The sequence below is a fragment of the Cyclobacterium sp. 10D3-21 genome, from assembly GCF_055809755.1.
Window position 1 is genome coordinate 6,877,944 of the sequence record NZ_CM147924.1, and the last position, 17,508, is coordinate 6,895,451.

Annotated in this window: 11 protein-coding genes; 4 read left to right on the plus strand and 7 right to left on the minus strand. The window is 40.2% G+C overall.

Going from position 1 to position 17,508, the window contains the following annotated elements:
• Positions 1-4 precede the first annotated feature (4 nt).
• Positions 5-1,303 (plus strand): hypothetical protein, encoded by a 1,299-nt coding sequence (locus AC0L7T_RS26885; RefSeq protein WP_473339806.1) that lies wholly within the window; start codon positions 5-7, stop codon positions 1,301-1,303.
• Between the two features lie 111 nt (positions 1,304-1,414).
• Here AC0L7T_RS26885 and AC0L7T_RS26890 read toward each other — a convergent pair whose 3' ends face one another.
• The 4 genes from AC0L7T_RS26890 to AC0L7T_RS26905 form a co-directional block, all read right to left on the minus strand.
• The gene (locus AC0L7T_RS26890) at positions 1,415-1,705 is read right to left on the minus strand and encodes a hypothetical protein (protein WP_473339807.1); all 291 of its coding nucleotides are present in this window, start codon (positions 1,703-1,705) and stop codon (positions 1,415-1,417) included.
• Between the two features lie 171 nt (positions 1,706-1,876).
• Complete coding sequence (locus tag AC0L7T_RS26895; protein WP_473339809.1) at positions 1,877-3,562, minus strand: SusD/RagB family nutrient-binding outer membrane lipoprotein; 1,686 nt, start codon at positions 3,560-3,562, stop codon at positions 1,877-1,879.
• A 20-nt stretch (positions 3,563-3,582) separates the two neighbouring features.
• Positions 3,583-6,972 carry a SusC/RagA family TonB-linked outer membrane protein gene (locus tag AC0L7T_RS26900; RefSeq protein WP_473339811.1) on the minus strand — a complete coding sequence of 1,130 codons (3,390 nt, stop codon included), beginning with the start codon at positions 6,970-6,972 and terminating at the stop codon, positions 3,583-3,585.
• Between the two features lie 82 nt (positions 6,973-7,054).
• Complete coding sequence (locus tag AC0L7T_RS26905; protein WP_473339813.1) at positions 7,055-7,297, minus strand: hypothetical protein; 243 nt, start codon at positions 7,295-7,297, stop codon at positions 7,055-7,057.
• A gap of 192 nt (positions 7,298-7,489) precedes the next feature.
• On the opposite strand from AC0L7T_RS26905, the gene AC0L7T_RS26910 reads away from it, so the two are divergent.
• The 3 genes from AC0L7T_RS26910 (at position 7,490) to trxA (ending at position 14,357) form a co-directional block, all read left to right on the plus strand.
• On the plus strand, positions 7,490-9,268 hold the full coding sequence (locus tag AC0L7T_RS26910; RefSeq protein WP_473339814.1) for a purple acid phosphatase family protein: 1,779 nt from the start codon (positions 7,490-7,492) through the stop codon (positions 9,266-9,268).
• A 393-nt stretch (positions 9,269-9,661) separates the two neighbouring features.
• Complete coding sequence (gene dnaE / locus AC0L7T_RS26915; protein WP_473339815.1) at positions 9,662-13,948, plus strand: DNA polymerase III subunit alpha; 4,287 nt, start codon at positions 9,662-9,664, stop codon at positions 13,946-13,948.
• An 88-nt stretch (positions 13,949-14,036) separates the two neighbouring features.
• The gene (trxA, locus tag AC0L7T_RS26920) at positions 14,037-14,357 is read left to right on the plus strand and encodes a thioredoxin (protein WP_473339817.1); all 321 of its coding nucleotides are present in this window, start codon (positions 14,037-14,039) and stop codon (positions 14,355-14,357) included.
• A gap of 85 nt (positions 14,358-14,442) precedes the next feature.
• On the opposite strand, the gene AC0L7T_RS26925 is transcribed toward trxA, so the two are convergent.
• From AC0L7T_RS26925 to AC0L7T_RS26935, 3 genes are read right to left on the minus strand one after another with little or no spacing between them, the layout of a single operon-like run.
• Positions 14,443-15,684, minus strand: coding sequence for an amidohydrolase/deacetylase family metallohydrolase (locus AC0L7T_RS26925; RefSeq protein ID WP_473339818.1), 1,242 nt, complete (start codon positions 15,682-15,684; stop codon positions 14,443-14,445).
• 3 nt (positions 15,685-15,687) lie between these two features.
• Complete coding sequence (locus tag AC0L7T_RS26930; RefSeq protein ID WP_473339819.1) at positions 15,688-16,911, minus strand: aminotransferase class V-fold PLP-dependent enzyme; 1,224 nt, start codon at positions 16,909-16,911, stop codon at positions 15,688-15,690.
• Positions 16,912-16,962: 51 nt separating this feature from the next.
• Positions 16,963-17,493, minus strand: coding sequence for a RidA family protein (locus AC0L7T_RS26935; RefSeq protein ID WP_473339821.1), 531 nt, complete (start codon positions 17,491-17,493; stop codon positions 16,963-16,965).
• Positions 17,494-17,508 lie beyond the last annotated feature (15 nt).

Consider the following 17,508-nt stretch of genomic DNA (forward strand, 5'->3'; position numbering starts at 1 on the left):
CTGTATGAAACATTTAGATAAAAACACAATCATTTCCATCATTATCGCTGGTATGGCTTTGGCCACGGCCTGGGCCATTCGTGGACAATTCGGCCATGAACAAGGGGCAGCCTGGGCAGGAGGAATAGGCTGCCTGAGTATCATACTATTGGCAAAAAAAGAAAATTGGTACAATAAGGCCATAAAGGCTGCTTTTGCAGGAGCCGTAGGATGGGGATTTGGTGGTATGATGAGCTATGGCATTCTTGTTGGGTATGGCAGAGGCGTAGATTTTATTAATGTGTACTACGGATTGGCCAGCTTATTGGCTGTTGGCGGCCTTTATGGTTTAATTGGAGGTGGTCTATTTGGTCTGGTGTTGGCCGATCATCCGGAGAAAAAAATTAAATGGCACCAGGTGGTTATGGAAATGACGGTAGGTGGTATCATTTTTTATTATTTAATCATTGAGCAACTTGGTTTTGAAATGACACCTCCACGTTCTGAAGCCTGGGGAATATGTGCTGGTTCAGGAATCGCCATGTTGTATTATATGGCTAGAACCAAACAATACAGCGCCATGAGAGTAGCTGTATATTCAGGATTGGGAGCCGGCTTTGGTTTCGCTTTTGGTAATTTTTTACAAGTGCTCGGCAATGTCGCCGAAATTCCCTTCAACATGTGGAATGTAATGGAATATTCTCTTGGGTTCTTTGGTGGCGCAGGAATGGCCTATGGAACCTTTACCTCAAAATGGCCGGAAGAGAAAGCCACTACTAAATTTACAACTAGCAACCTCACCATTCCTGCTGTTGGCCTATTGCTGCTTGTTCCCTTCTTTGTTTGGCAGCAATCTTTTATAATGAAGGATTTCTCCGATACTTTGGGGGCCTTCGTTAGCCAGCCACAAACCTGGAGGACTGCTGTTCAAGTAATTGCCCTTGTCATCTTCCTGGCTTTAGCCATCTATTGGATCAAACTGTTTTCAGCTAAAAAAGAGCTTCAAAACCAACAGATCAGCTACAAGGAGATATCCATGGTTTTCAAAACCTTTTTCGGTACTTACATATTGTTCACCATCTTTATTACAGGCTCTTTTTTAAGCTTCTATAGGATAGAGCAATTCCTTTACATTGTCAATTTCATCATTATACTTGTCTTAATTCCAAAGTATAGCCCTTCCTTTCAGGAACGCCCAGCCAAATCAAAAATTTGGCGGAAAGCCCTTTTGCTCATTTTTGTCTTATTGGCTATTCTTACGCTAATTTTGATAAGCAGTCATGGCGAAATGTCTCATATGCAAAAAAGATTTGATTGGGTCTAAGTCAAAATAACCCAACTCAAGAACTCCATTGGGAGATGGTATTAAAAAAAGTCAGGGTCGCATGATCCTGACTTTTCCATTTTTATTCCTTACCAATCACAATTGCCATTCCTATCCATATTCTGGCGAATTTGGTATAGGATTAATCAGCTTATTACTGCCTGATTTATTTTTACCATAAACCTCTCGCATCACCTTGTAAACCTTAAATTCGAGCTTGTCTCTCACTATCTCAATCAGCTGATACATTTGAGTGTTCGAGGCTTTCCTCTCCATCCAAGGGGCTTTCTGTGCGTCAAACATTTTCAATCCTGCCAGAGTTTCCAATGGGTTAACCGTAGGTTGCAAAATAATACGATCGGGAAAATCCCCAGGCATCGACAGGTCCTTTGTCTTTTCCAAATCTACTTCCTGAGCGCTTAACAAGTGGGAGCTAAAAAACGCTAAACTAAAAACTAGAAATAAATTTGCTGTTCGGTTAAGAACCTTTTTTATAGTAGCTAAAATAAAAAAGGTTCTCTGCCGAAAATCGACAGAGAACCTTTTAATTATAAACAATACCTAATCAATACCTTAAAAAGGTATGTTAGTTCCTTGATACAACCAAGGTTTTGACCACTGGCTATCTTGTCCGAAGTTACCTGAATAATCAGTTACTTCAAGATTGTTTAGTGCAGCATCAATATTATCTGGGTTGTTGTTGTACTCATCATTTCCGTATTGGAACCTGATAGCTACCTCTGGTTGAGGAGACAAAGGACCTGCAGTTAAGTCAGGGAAACCTGTTCTCCTGTAATCTGCAAATGCTTCAGTACCATTGGACCAGTTAGCTACCCACTTTTGAGTAATTACTTGTTCAATAGAACTGTTAAACATTACCCCAGATTTGGCAATAAATTCATCGTACATATCGCCTTTTCCCCAAACTTCTAGAGATTGTTCGATTCCCATATTATAATGCATCTCAGCATCACCTACATTCCAGCCTTTCAAGGCTGCTTCAGCGAAGATAAAACTTACTTCTGAAGCAGAGATAATTCTAGCTTTAAGGATATCTCCTGTAGATCCAGGAGTACTATAAATTGGATCCAATTGAGAAACGTGCAGATTTTGAGTTCCTTGACCTGGAATAGGATTCCCATTGTAAGATTCTGGCGTAAGGATAGATGCTGGCAAGCCTACATATAAATCTGAATTGTAATCCGCCAAATTAGGATTAAAATGCCGCGTAAATTTTACATCGGCATACTCTTCCTCGAATTCATCAAAAGTATAGATTGACTCAATAGGCTCACCATCAGCTCTAATAAAGCTTTCTGCAGCAACAGCAAGGGTTGCATCTTCTACCCATTGTACTCTTACAGAATCAAACCAAACAGGTAGTCTGGGATCCTCTGTCATTGTCAATTGGTCAATAAAGGTCTGGCAAGCCTGGTATCTTTGGAAATCATCAGGGTTTAACCTAACGTGTCTGGTGATCCAAATATCATTTGATCCACCTGTATAATCCAAATTGGCATCCTGAGAAGGATCCTGAATATAGATCCCACTGCTATAGATGGCTTCAATTCCAGCTTTGGCAACATCTGGTTTCTTTTCTGACAATCGCATATAATACCTTAACAATAAGGAGTTGGTAAACCTTCTCCAGCTATCGACATTGGCACCATAAATAAGGTCATTCCCAGCGGTTACGCCTTCTGCTGATGCAGAAGCAAGCAAAGATGCAGCTTGATTTAGATCAGCAATAATACCATCATAAATAACTTCTTGACTGTCAAATTTTGGAAATTGAAATTGATCACTTCCTTGGTCACCTTTTAGGGCATCGGTATAAGGAGCATCTCCCCATAAATCCGCAATATTTCCGTAAACAAAAGACTTCATGGTAAGGCCCATTCCCTGGAAAAAGGCATTGTCCAAATCTTCTCCCCTAGTAATCATCAAATCGTTTGTTCTCAGGATATCATACCATCCTGTCCAGTTTCTGGATACCCATTCATAATTATTATGACTACTGTACCAACCATTTTTCTGTGTGTATTGCATGGCACCAGCCATGTCATTGAATCCTAATCCCAAATAGCTCTGAGCTGAAGAAGTCAGCACTGTTGGCATTAAAAGATTAGGGTTGGCATTGGCCGGGTCAATACCATATGGATTGGTATTGATCTCACTGAGTTGGTCATCACAACCGGTGACCAAGATAAGTCCCAGGAGAAATACGGCTATCTTTCTAAATTCAAATAAATTTTTCATGATATGTAAATTAAGGACCTTTAAAGATTGAAATTAAGCTTGAACCCAATTGGCACACTCCAAGGCATCACATTTTGACGCTCGATTCCCTGCTTGAAAGAAGAACCTGAGGCTTGGAATGCTCTTTCTGGATCAATGCCTATATCAGCTTTTGTCCACAACATAATATTTCTAGTATAGATTGAGAATGTAGCATTCGTAAATACACTGAAGTTAGGTATCCTATACCCTAAAGACAATTCTCTTAATTTGATAAATGAAGCATCAAAAGTAACCTGCTCATTAAAACTCCAAGGATAGGTATTGGTGATAGGATAAATATTGGTTCCAGAACCACCTAAATGCTCTTCGTATACATCATCTGCATAATTGTCTGGTGTATCTGCACCGGCAGTTTGGATTACACCAGGAACGAAAGCACCATCGCTACCATTCTCATCGATATAGAACCCACCTGTTTCAGCAGTATGACCACCTACACGAGGGAAGTTTCCTGGACTTGGGATAATGTATTTTTCAGGATCTGACTTCAACATAGCAGCCAATTCATCTTCAGAGTACAATCCACCTGGGATTAAATCATCAAGTTGTCTTTGAGATTTCCAATCAGACTCTCCATACCTGTAAGTGAAAGACATGAATTCACCACCTTGTCTCCAATCAAAACTTGCATTCAAAACAAATCGCTTATAACTTATTCCTGTCTGCATACCCAATATAAAATCAGGGTTGAAGTTACCTACTTTTCTTAAAGCATCGTCAGAAGACAAATCTTGCCATTCTCCAGCACTACTCAATACAGGCCATTTGTAATAAGGAGAATTTGGATCTTCTACCTCTACATAACCTCTACTGTACAAGTCACCAACTTGGTCACCTAGAAAAGTAATTGCTCCACCACCATTCTCTCCCCAAAGGGTAATCCTATCAAAGTTTTCAACCAACTCAATAACACTTGTTCTGTTTCTGCTCCAGTTAAAATCAACATCTAGCTTCCAACCATTTCTATCAAGTGGGGTACCACCTAAAGCCAATTCCAAACCTTTACTTTGGATCAATCCAGCATTAATCAATCTACTACTGTATCCTGAAGATCTAGGAAGATTTACTGAAAATATTTGGTTCCTATTTTCAATCACATAATACGTTCCTGAAAACCTTAACTTATTGGCGAACATATTCAAATCGATACCAGCCTCAATAGAAGTCGCTTCTTCAGGTAAGAAATCAGGGTTGTTTATTCCTGAAGGTACTGAAGCAGTATTAATAGAATTGTAAGTGCCTGTAGATAGGTTTTGCACCAAACGGTAAGGACCTGTATCATTTCCTACTTTTGCCCAACCAACTCTTGCTTTCAACATGTCAATGCTTTCTGGAAGATTCAGCGTGTAGTTTGCCAACCAGCTTAAAGATGCTGAAGGGTAGAAATAAGAATTATTGTCTAGTGGTAATGTAGATGACCAGTCATTTCTAGCTGTCAAATCCAAATACAATTGATCGGCATACCCAAAAGAAGCCAAACCATAAACACTGTAAATTCTCTTTTCAGAATATCCACTAGAAACAGACCTGTTATCAGCTGGTATATTTTGCGCATTATAAATACCAGGTACCACAAGCCCATTATTCCTGTCACCTCCAACACCTACATAAGAGGAAGTCCCAAATCGACTCATGATATTTCCACCCGCAGAAGCATTGAAATCTAAATTCCCAAAATCTTTATTATAACTTAATAAGACATCAGCATTAGATTCCTGATTCAACATGTCGGTATTGTAATAACCACCTTTGGCCATTCTACTGTAGCTATAAGGAATCTTTGTTTCCCTGTTCTCATCAGATCGATCCATTGAATACTTTACAGCTAAATTTAAATTATCTGAGAATTTGTAATCCAAAGAAACATTGCCATAAATTCTGTCTCTACGGAAAGCATTCTCAATTCCATAAGCTATGAAATACGGGTTATCTCCATTTGGAGTTCTAATTTGCTGAATGTCTTCCTGACCCGGCACCCAAATACCACTCATTTGCTCAAAGTCGATGTAGGAAGAAGCATATATAGCTTCCAGCGCATTTCCCCTCCTATCACCAGTACTCGGCCTGTCGTTAGAGCTACTATTGGTATAATTAAAGTTTGTGTTTAGCGTCAATTTATCCAAAATATCATAAGAAACAGAGGTAGAAATACTATTTCTGTTCAAATCAGAATTAGGGATCATACCTTGATGGATCATATTTCCATAAGACACCCTATAAGTAGCCTTGTCATCTCCTCCACTAATGGCGATATTATTGTTTGAAGTGATACCGGTTTGAAGGAAGTCCTTCATGGCATTCGGATAAGATTTTAACTCCGTTGGGATTACGTTTCCATTTTCATCAACCGGGCTGTTCCATTGTTGCGCTAAGTTACCTACATCCAACTGTGGGCCACCCCAATAAGCAGATCCGTCATTGAATACACCTTCTCTGTTACCATTGGCATATTGGTAATGAAAATCGAGTAATCGAGAAGGCTGTTCAAATACATTACTTGTTGAGAAAGAAACACCCATTCCTTTTCCTTTGCTACCAGATTTGGTAGTAATGATAACCACACCATTACCGGCACGAGTACCATAAAGTGCTGCTGCACTTGGGCCTTTAAGCACACTGATATTCGCGATATCATCAGGGTTAATATCGGAAATCGCATTACCATAATCGACCTGATTACCATCCCCATTTTGAGAATTGTTATTCAGAGAGTTTGACATTGGTACTCCATCTACTACAAATAGAGGCTGGTTGTCAGATGTCAATGAACTCGCACCTCTAATCACCATGCTTATAGATGAACCTGCCCCACTTGTTTGGTTGATGGTCACACCTGGCATCCTACCTGCAAGAGAACTCAAAATGTTTTCTTGAGACACCTGAGTCACATCCTCCGCAGATACAGTAGATACATCATAACCAAGTGATCTTTGATCTCTTTTGATTCCAAGCGCTGTTACAACTACTTCATTCATGGCTGTTGCCGCCTCGACCATACTTACATTTACACTTGATTGGTTTCCTACAGTAATTTCCTGACTTTCAAAACCTACATAAGAGAACACCAATATTGAATTAGGTCCTGCTATGTCAATACTATAAGTCCCGTCAATATCGGTAACTGTTCCATTGCTTGTTCCTTTTTCCAAAATGGTTACCCCAGGCAAGCCTGAGTCATCATTTGTGGAGGTAACTTTTCCTCTGATAGTGACGGCAACCATCTCCTCGACAGTAAAAGCAGGTGCAAAAGAATTCCCTATCGCAGGATTTCCATTGGCTTCCGCCAGTACTGAACCAGTAGATAGAATACCTACCGAGAGAAGTGGCACCATCCACTTCATCATTTTTTTAGTACGATGTTTTTTCATAATTGATTGATTTGAATTTTCAGTTTTGCGTTCATTTTATTAATTGGAATTGATTCTCCAAACCTTGTCCATTGAAGGACCTCTATTCTTTTTCTTTTTGCGTTTTACTAAAACTTTGATTGTTTATTTTTTTATCTTCTGTATTTGATTTTAACTCATCGTTGTAATCTTTAAGGACTTCCTCAAAATGATTCCGCATACTTTCTTCCATCCCGTTCACCATCTCTGGATCTTCAAGACTTCCTAAAAGTTCCTCAAACTCCGGCCGTGAAATCTTATTTTGTACAAGTCTCTGCATTAGAGCCTCTGCTTTTTTCTTTTTCATATAAATGCCCTCCACCGTAAATACCATGGGTTATAAAAAAGAGACTATTTAATTCAATTCTTTTTTATTGTTAAATAATCGTTATCAAACTTAACCATAGCTTAAAGTGGCCTGATTTCATTTTAATACGTAATATAATTTGATACCAAAATCGGCCTTTGGAGAACAATGGCCACTAATTTTAATCTGTTTATGAAAAGTTTCCCACTATTATTGGTTTGCATTGTATTGATTTTCAGCTCATGCGGACCTCAAAAAAAAGATGAAAAAGCTTTGCCTTCGGTAAAAGAAACGATGGATGAGGTGGTAACCCGCCTATATAAGGAGTTGGATAAAGAAGCGCTTGATACCATATCGCATAATTATGCGGCCCAATACCTCACGGATGAAGAGAAAGAATCCCTTGCTACACAATATTGGAAAGTAAAGGTAAATGTCCCTACTACTGTTTCTCTCATGAGAAATAAAGGACAAGAAGTCGTTCCTTTCTGGATAAAACCTGCGGGATTTACACTCACAGACCTGGAAGTGAAAAATGAACATGATACCTATGAGGTATGGCAGAAAGATTTTGATACAGGAGAAATCCAGTTGGGTATCAACGGTTTTGGCAAACACAGGCCTGTTTATTTTATAGGCCTTGCCCCACAAAATACTGAAGAGAAATTGGAAATTACTCCAGTATTCCCGGCAAAACAACACATTGAAGTTTTTGATGTTGGTGCTTTCACGTATCACGACTGGAGTGGATTGACGCTTACAGAAGTTCCTGATGCGCTCAAAGGACAAAAATTATTGACGACAATTAGGGGTAGAGCAAGGGAAGCGCATATGGTAGATGCCTTTAGAACTACGGCTTTCCCTACTGCTGAGAAACCTGATCAGATACTCCTTACCTGGAGTGAATCACCGGAAAACTCCATGGACATCCAATGGAGAACAACGGAAACAGTCGCCTCTGGAAAAGCCAAATATTGGAAAAATGGAACCAACGACACTTTAGAAACTGAGGCAGAAAAATTCCTGATGGAAGACCGTCTCCTTCAAAATGACCGATACATGAATAGATTTACAGCCAAGCTCAGGTCCTTGACGCCCGAAACTGAATACGGCTATATTGTGGGAAATGATGAAGCCGGTTGGTCATCCCCTGAAACATTTACCACTGCCTCAGATAAAGACAAACCTTTTTCATTTGTTTGGTCCGGTGATGTTCACCTTTCTGAAATTTGGGGAAATAACATTCAAAAAGCAGAAAAAAGATTCCCAGACATTGCCTTTTATTATATCGCTGGAGACCTTGTAAATACCGGTTTATATAGGGATGATTGGGACAAGTTGTTTCAATATGCAGGAGGTACTGTAGCAAGAAAACCGCTTATGGCAGTTCCTGGCAATCACGATAGTCAAGATGGCCTTGGCGCATGGATGTTTGAAAAAATGTTGAGTTACCCCTCAGACAGTCCTTCTCCTGAGATGGCAGGACGTTCGTATGCTTTCAATTATGGAAATGCCCTGTTCTTAATGATAGACTCTACTTTTCCCAATGAAGACCAAACGGAATGGATTGAGAAAAAATTAAAAGAAACAGATGCAACCTGGAAAATCGCCGTTTTTCATTTTCCTCCTTTCAATGCAGTAGAACCATATGAGGACATACAGGCGGAATGGGGACCACTCTTTGACAAATACCATGTTGACATGGTGATGGGTGGGCATTTTCATTACTATATGCGGTCTAAACCTATCAACAACGGGCAAATTGTAAAAAGCCCTAAGGATGGGACCATTTACTGGATTTCTGTTGGTACCACTGGAAAAAACAAAGATGTAGAAACAGGTTCCTATGCGGAAATTCAGTTTCCAGCAGACCACCTGTACCAATACATTACAATCGATGGGAAAACAATGAAAGCCCAAACCATCAATGTTGATGGAGAGAAGGTCGATCAGTTTTTAATCAACAAATAATACATTACGATTTTCAAGCTTTAAAGCCTGTCAACAGTTTATCTGTTAACAGGCTTTTTTTTTGCCTCAGATATTTTTCAAATTAAACTGGTAGAAACCTTTTATTACCTGTATTTTTAACTCGGATTTCGCAATAGAAATCTTGACACATGACCTTTTCCCTTCTTATAAACAACTGTAATAATAAGAAAAACAACGGGTTAAGTGATTAAAATAGCTTGTACTCAGTAATGGCGAGGATTGGCTGAACTGATTCAGCACTTTGAAGATACATCAGCCCCCATTGCATTCCTGAGGTTAAAATAAACCAAATGGTTTTGGTCAGAACAAAGCTTCTGTCCAATGGACCATTTAGTCAAAAAATGATTTTCATTCCCTTTTCAATAGACATATATGTACCTGATATTTGACACTGAGACTACTGGGCTTCCTCGCAATTACAATGCCCCTATGTCCGACCTGGAGAATTGGCCACGATTGGTTCAATTGGCCTGGCAACTACATGATGATAAAGGGCGGCTTATCTCTAACAATAATTTTATAGTAAAACCAGAAGGTTTCACCATCCCTTATAACTCTGAGAAAATACATGGTATTTCCACTCAAAGAGCCATCAAAGAAGGGCATGAGCTGAGCAAGGTATTGGAGGTATTTGAAGTAGACCTCAAAAAATCCACCTTTCTTGTTGGCCATAATATTGGCTTCGATATATCCATTGTGGGGGCGGAATTATTGAGGACCAACAAGTCCGTTGAAGACCTGGAAAAGGAGCCACTCGATACCAAGAATATTTCTACGGAATTTTGTGCTATCCCTGGGGGGAAAGGCGGGAAATTTAAGTGGCCTACCTTGATTGAGCTCCACCAGAAATTGTTTGGGGAAGGTTTTGGAGATGCGCATGATGCGGCTTATGATGTAGACGCTACAGCGAAGAGTTTTTTCGGACTTATAAAAGAAGGAGTACAACCACCCGTCGAAGGGGTCACTATTGAGGAAATAGTATATGAAGCCCCTAATCTTGAGGCCGCTAATTTTGCTGCGGCCAAAGATGATGTTAAGCTAACGGCCAAAAAAGTCCTTAAGGCAGCAGATGGTGCTGACATTTCAGATCTCAAAGATACACCTTTTACGCATTTGCACGTCCATACTCAATTTTCCATACTTCAGTCTACCTCAGAAATACCCGCCATCATTAAAAGGGCAAAAAGTTTAGGAATGCCTGCTTTGGCCATGACTGACCATGGCAATATGATGGGAGCCTTTAACTTCGTACGAGAAGCTTTTAACAACGACATTAAACCCATTATTGGCTGTGAATTCAATCTTAGCCGAGACCGGAAAAATAAATCCAATAAAGACGATGGCTATCAAACCGTTTTATTGGCTAAAAATAAAGCAGGTTACCATAATCTTGCTAAACTGTCTTCCTATGCCAACATCGAAGGTTTCTACTATTTGCCTCGAATAGATAGGGAGATTCTTGTACAATATAAAGGGGACATCATTGCTACCACAGGTGGCCTATGGGGAGAAATCCCTTACCTCATTCTCAATGTAGGTGAAACCCAGGCAGAAGAAGCCTTTGTCTGGTGGGTAGAGCAATTTGGTGAAGATTTCTATGTTGAGCTTAACCGCCATGGCATTCCTGAAGAAGAAAAGGTAAATGAAGTAATGCTCCAATGGGCGGAAAAATATAACGTCAAGTATTTTGCTGCCAATAACACCTATTACAATGTGCAGGAGGATGCCAAATCGCATGATATCTTATTGTGTGTGAAGGATGGAGAATTGGTCGAGAAGCCTAAGAAATACATAGGAAGAAAAGGGCGAGAATTTCGTTATGGGTTTCCCAACGATGAATTTTACCTCAAGTCTCAAGAAGAGATGAAGAAACTCTTTGCTGATCTACCAGATGCCATCACATGTACTGACGAAATCGTGTCTAAAATTGAGCCTTTCAAGCTGGCAAGAGAAGTGTTATTGCCCAAATTTGATATTCCGGAGGAGTTCGTCGATCCTAAAGACGATGAAGATGGAGGTAAAAGGGGTGAAAATGCCTTCCTACGCCACCTCACCTACGAAGGAGCTAAAAAAAGGTACCCGGAAATTACGGATGAAATTAGGGAAAGGCTGGATTTTGAATTGGAAACCATACAGAGGACTGGCTACCCGGGCTATTTCCTGATCGTCCAGGATTTTACCCGTGCTGCCAGAGACATGGGCGTCTCAGTAGGGCCCGGAAGGGGTTCTGCCGCAGGATCTGCGGTTGCCTATTGCGTAGCAATTACCAATGTGGATCCCATCGCTTATGACCTGCTTTTTGAGAGATTCCTTAACCCCGATAGGGTTTCACTTCCTGATATTGACATTGACTTTGACGATGAAGGACGACAACGGGTAATCGACTACGTTATAAAAAAATATGGCGCCAATCAGGTGGCACAGATCATCACTTATGGAACAATGGCGGCCAAATCTGCCATTCGGGATACAGCAAGGGTGCTTAACCTTCCCCTCCCTGAAGCCGACAGGCTGGCAAAGCTTGTAACGGATATCAAACTTAAGGCGCTGTTTGAATTGGCCAATGACCGGGCCAAGCTTTCAGCCAAGCTTAAAAACAACAACGACAATTTAGAGAAAGCATTGGAGCTTATTCGAATTTCAAAAGGAAATGATGAAAGTTCCAAAACCATTAATCAGGCCAAGGTCCTGGAAGGCTCAGTAAGAAACACCGGTATACATGCCTGTGGGGTGATTATTACTCCGGATGACATCACCAATTTTGTGCCCGTAGCACTTGCCAAGGATTCCGAAATGGTATGTACCCAATTTGACAACTCTGTTGTTGAGAGTGCAGGCTTACTGAAAATGGACTTTTTGGGGCTTAAAACCCTAACCCTGATCAAGGATGCAGTAAGGATCATAAATGAGCGCCACGGCATATTACTGGATCCTGAAAACTTCCCCATTGACGATGTCAAGACCTATGAGCTCTTCCAGAGAGGCGAAACTGTCGGTATATTCCAATATGAATCTGCCGGTATGCAAAAATACATGAGGGAATTGAAACCTACTGTATTTGCTGACCTTATCGCAATGAATGCCTTGTACAGACCTGGTCCCTTGGAATACATTCCGAGTTTCATTAAAAGAAAGCATGGGACAGAGCCCATCACTTACGATCTGGAAGACATGAAGGAATACCTGGAGGAGACTTATGGAATCACCGTCTACCAGGAACAAGTAATGCTACTTTCGCAAAAGCTAGCTGATTTTACCAAAGGTGAAGCAGATGTCTTGCGTAAGGCCATGGGTAAGAAACAAAAAAATGTGCTGGATGAGATGAAGCCAAAGTTTGTCAACCAGGCAGCTGCAAAAGGTCACGACAGTAAAAAACTAGAAAAAATATGGAAAGACTGGGAAGCCTTTGCTTCTTACGCCTTTAACAAGTCCCACTCTACATGCTATGCCTGGATTGCATATCAAACAGCTTACCTGAAGGCGCATTACCCTGCGGAGTACATGGCCTCTGTGCTGAGCAATAACATGAATGACATAACGCAGGTTACTTTCTTTATGGAGGAGTGTAAACGAATGGGCATTCAAGTACTTGGTCCTGATGTAAATGAATCTAAAAGTGATTTTACAGTAAACATGGAAGGGCAGGTAAGATTTGGGATGGCAGCGATAAAGGGTGCAGGTAATGCTGCGGTCAACGCTATAATCGAAGAAAGGGAAAATGCCGGACTCTACAAAAACATCTTTTCATTTACCAAAAGGGTAAACCTTAAAGCTGTCAACAAGAAAACCATGGAAGTATTGGCAATGGCAGGTGGTTTTGATTGTTTTGTAGACTTTCACCGCAGGCAATACCTTGAAGCACCAGAAGGTGAAGCCTCACTCCTGGAAAAAGCTGTTAAATATGCCCAAAAAGTTATCCAAGAGGAGGAGAGTTCACAAGTTTCTATGTTTGGAGGAGGGGGAGGTTTAGATATCCCTGTCCCTACAATTCCACAAATGGAACCTTTTAGCCAATTGCAACAATTAAACATTGAAAAGGAGGTAGTTGGACTGTATATTTCAGGGCATCCATTGGATCAGTATAAGGTAGAAATAGAAGCTTTTACCAACACTGGACTACCTGAACTCGCCGACACTGCGCAACTTAAATCAAAAGGCGAAATTAAACTTGCAGGAGCAGTAACCACTTTTGCACACCGTACGACAAAAAATGGAAAACCATTTGGCACGCTTACCATGGAAGATTATCATGGTGGACATACCTTTTTCATATTTGGAGAGGATTATGTGAGATTCAAGGAATATTTCATGCCCAACTGGTTTTTATATATCACGGGATCTGTGCAACCCAAACGATTCAACCCCGAAGAATTTGAATTTAAAATCACTCAAATTACTTTGCTTAATGAAATCCGAAGTAAAATGATCAAAGGTTTAAGGGTTCATATTGACCTGGATGACCTTGGATTGGAACTGATGGAAAAACTAGAAGCCATCACACAAAAATACAAAGGGGAGGCAAAATTATATATTAATATTATAGACAATAAAGAAAATTTAACCCTGGATCTAATATCCTCAAAGTACCGGATAGATCCATCAAATGAACTCATACAGGCCTTGGATCAAATACCAGAAGTGGCCTATAAGATCATTTGATATTAAAATTAATTTGATCAGTCTGGAACTTATTAATGGTGAAACTGATTAAGTTATATATTTTAATAAAAACCATAATTACATTAAAATGGCAAAAACGATAGAAATTACAGATAGCAGTTTTGATGAAGTAATCAAATCTGAACAACCAGTATTGGTAGACTTTTGGGCAGAATGGTGCGGACCTTGTAAAATGATAGGACCCATAGTTGAAGAACTTGCAGGAGAATATGAAGGTAAGGTCACCATCGGTAAATTAGATGTAGATGCCAACCAAGACATCCCGGGCAGATTTGGAATCAGAAGCATTCCTACCCTCTTGATTTTTAAAGGTGGAGAGGTAGTAGACAAAATAGTAGGTGCAGTTCCTAAATCTGTAATTGCGGATAAACTGGAAGCTCAGGTATAATTTTTACCAAAAGTATTTAAGCATAAAAAAAGTCCTTCTTTCGAAGGACTTTTTCTTTTTTCATCGCATTTTATGGTATCTATTATTATTGAATGGATCGCCCATTTAAATCATAAACCACTCTTCCGTCCTTTACGGTTAATTCACACTCAAATTTATTATTTGTAGGGACTTTCTGTCCAGTTCTATCCCAAAGGGTAAAATCACCATTTCTAATATTTAGAATACTAAGATCGGCTATTGCTCCTTCAGAAAGGTGCCCCAATTCTGTCCTTTGAATTACCTGAGCCGGTTTCCAAGTACTCGCTTCAATGACATCAGGAAGTTCCATTCCCATTGCCATAAAGGTGGTCATTACATTAAGCATGTTTTTCATAGCAGCATTCATACTTCCAGTATGAAGATCCGTACTGATAGTGTTTGGATAAAACCCAGCAGCCAAAGCAGGAATCGCTTGCTTGAATTCGAAGCTAGCTCCACCATATCCCACATCAAAAATAATCCCTCTTTTTTGCGCATCCAAAATAAATGGCTCCAACTCTCTGCTGGAACGGTTTATAACTGTTTCCCTTGAACCATTAAGCTCAGCATAGGTATGGGTGTAAATGTCCCCTGGTCTCAAGCGCTCAAAAAACAATTCACGAATTGAAAGCGGTTCAAATGCATTAGAACCACCGAAATCAACGATTACAGGCATTTCAGCTATCCTGCCCGCTTCTACAGCTCGGTCTATTGGAATCCAGTCACGGTTGCCATAATGGGCCACCTTGAATCCCACAATGTGTTCCTTGTTTTGCTTGGCTACCATGCCGCTCAATTTGGCATCCATATCACCTGTATTTTGTTCCCAGGCTCCACCACGCATTCCTTCACCTACGATATTCATAAAACTCAATACCCTGGTTTTACTAGCATCAATAACGTTCTTTTTGAAAGTATCAAAGTTTTTCCATCCAACACCTCCGCAATCAACAATAGTAGTAACACCAACCCGGAAAGTAAACCCATCTGGTGGCAATGCCACAAGTCCATCACTTAAGTAATGATTTGGCTCGGTACCATGAAATACGTGACCATGAATATCAATTAATCCGGGAGTTACAACAAGACCATCAGCTTCAATAACTTTGGCCGCCTCTTTTCCTGCGATTGATTTAGCCACTTTAGCCACCTTACCATCTTTAATGGCGATGTCCATAGTAGCATCAATATTGTTTTTCGGATCAATTAACCTACCACCCTTGATGAGCATGTCATAGGTTTGGGCACTTACCAAGCTACAGGTAAACACCATCGCAACAAGTAATAATCTATATTTTAAATTCATCAGTTAAACTTTAGCTTTTTGCAATTCTTCAGCAATTCTCTTAGCAACAATTTTCTCTTCTTTTGGTCTTAACATAAATACAGTAAGTTTAACTGCATTATCTCCACCACTTATCACTTCTATAGAAGGACTTCCTTCACGTAATCTTTTGCGTAATTCTCCTTGATCAAGTTTAATCTTATTAGGATCCCAACCAATTTGCAAATAAGGTGTATGGTTTGCAATCTCTGGAACAGACACATCTGTACTTACACTTTCAATACCTGAAACAGCATCGGAAATATGTGCAATTTTAGCTTCCCATTCTTTCCATTCTTTGTCATGATCTTTCTTGATATAAGTATCAAGTGCCACATACATGCCAAGAATTTCCTCTTTATTTACTTTCATTCCACGACCAATGGTACCCCCTCTTGGTGGCGCACTTAATCTTGCTGCTTCTACAAGATCTCTTCGTCCCATTAGAATCCCAGCACTTTGTGGTCCTCTAAGGGCTTTTCCTCCTGAAACACAAACCAAGTCAAAACCTAAGTCATTGTATTTCCATAGATTCTCAACAGGAGGAACATCTGCAGCCATATCAATCATGGTAGGAAGGCCATGCTTTTTAGCCAAAGCAACCCACTCCTCATGCTTAATCTTTCCTGCCGGGCCTTGATAATTTAAGAACCACATCATTGCAGTTTTGTCATTTACTGCTCGATCTACATCAGCGGCAGTTTCTACCTCAACAATATCAACGCCCGTATTGGTAAGGGCATGAACATAACCTGTGTTATGCGATTTTTGAACGATTACCTGAGATTTCATTCCTGTTAAATCAGGAAGTTGGCTAATTTTTTTTCTGTCTTTTCCAGTAAGCACACCAGCAGTACCCAAAACCATGGCTGACCAGCATCCTGCTGTAACTGTAGCATATTCGGCATGGCAAAGCTCAGCAATTTTTTCTCCTACCTTATCCTGAACCTCATCCAACATTATATAATGATCTGAGGTAAAGTTAATGGTCTGCATCACTTCATCTGGCATTAGTGAAGCCGTCATTGCAGTATAGGTGCCTGCTGCATTAACAAAACTTCTAAGCCCCAACTCTTTGATGACGTTCCTTTTGGGAGCTGCCACCATTGTCTCAGCTTGTACTGAAGATAGAGGGATGCCTGCGCCAAGTACGCCGCCTACAAGAGGAAGGGTACCTAATCTTTTTAATAATTTTCTTCTACTTAACATAAGAATATATTTTGGAAGACAATCTGCTTCATTTGTAAATGAAAAGCAGGATTAGTCTTCGATTTCAACAATCATTTCAATTTCCAGGGCAATGCCACCAGGCAAAGACCCCATACCTACTGCTGATCTGGCATGTCTTCCTTTTTCTCCGAAGACTTCTACCATAAAATCAGAAAAACCATTCATAACTTTAGGTTGATCAATGAAGTCAGGACTTCCATTCACCATACCAAGAACCTTTACAATCCTTGTAACCTTGCTCAAATCTCCAATTTCAGCCTTTAGGGAGGTAAGTAAATCAATACCAACCAATTTAGCTGCTGCTCTACCTTCAGTCACCGTTAGTTCAGTTCCAAGTTTACCTGTTACCATTCCACCTTCTGGCTTTACTGGACCATGTCCTGAAAGGAACACCAAGTTACCTGTCCTTACCGCCTTTACAATACTGCCTGTAAAAGGCGCTGGGGTTTTCAGGGTTATTCCCATTGCCTTTAACTTTTGCTCAGGACTTTGCTGCGCATTGGATATTAAAGGCAAAGAAACCAGGCTTATAAGAAATAAAAACACAAATGATTTAAGCATAACAAATTTTATTTT

Coding starts and splice junctions, on each gene's coding strand:
- AC0L7T_RS26885 (WP_473339806.1), top strand. CDS start 5: ATGAAACATTTAGATAAAAACACAATCATTTCCATCATTATCGCTGGT.
- AC0L7T_RS26895 (WP_473339809.1), bottom strand. CDS start 3,562: ATGAAAAATTTATTTGAATTTAGAAAGATAGCCGTATTTCTCCTGGGA.
- AC0L7T_RS26900 (WP_473339811.1), bottom strand. CDS start 6,972: ATGAAAAAACATCGTACTAAAAAAATGATGAAGTGGATGGTGCCACTT.
- AC0L7T_RS26905 (WP_473339813.1), bottom strand. CDS start 7,297: ATGAAAAAGAAAAAAGCAGAGGCTCTAATGCAGAGACTTGTACAAAAT.
- AC0L7T_RS26910 (WP_473339814.1), top strand. CDS start 7,490: ATGAAAAGTTTCCCACTATTATTGGTTTGCATTGTATTGATTTTCAGC.
- dnaE (WP_473339815.1), top strand. CDS start 9,662: ATGTACCTGATATTTGACACTGAGACTACTGGGCTTCCTCGCAATTAC.
- trxA (WP_473339817.1), top strand. CDS start 14,037: ATGGCAAAAACGATAGAAATTACAGATAGCAGTTTTGATGAAGTAATC.
- AC0L7T_RS26925 (WP_473339818.1), bottom strand. CDS start 15,684: ATGAATTTAAAATATAGATTATTACTTGTTGCGATGGTGTTTACCTGT.
- AC0L7T_RS26930 (WP_473339819.1), bottom strand. CDS start 16,911: ATGTTAAGTAGAAGAAAATTATTAAAAAGATTAGGTACCCTTCCTCTT.
- AC0L7T_RS26935 (WP_473339821.1), bottom strand. CDS start 17,493: ATGCTTAAATCATTTGTGTTTTTATTTCTTATAAGCCTGGTTTCTTTG.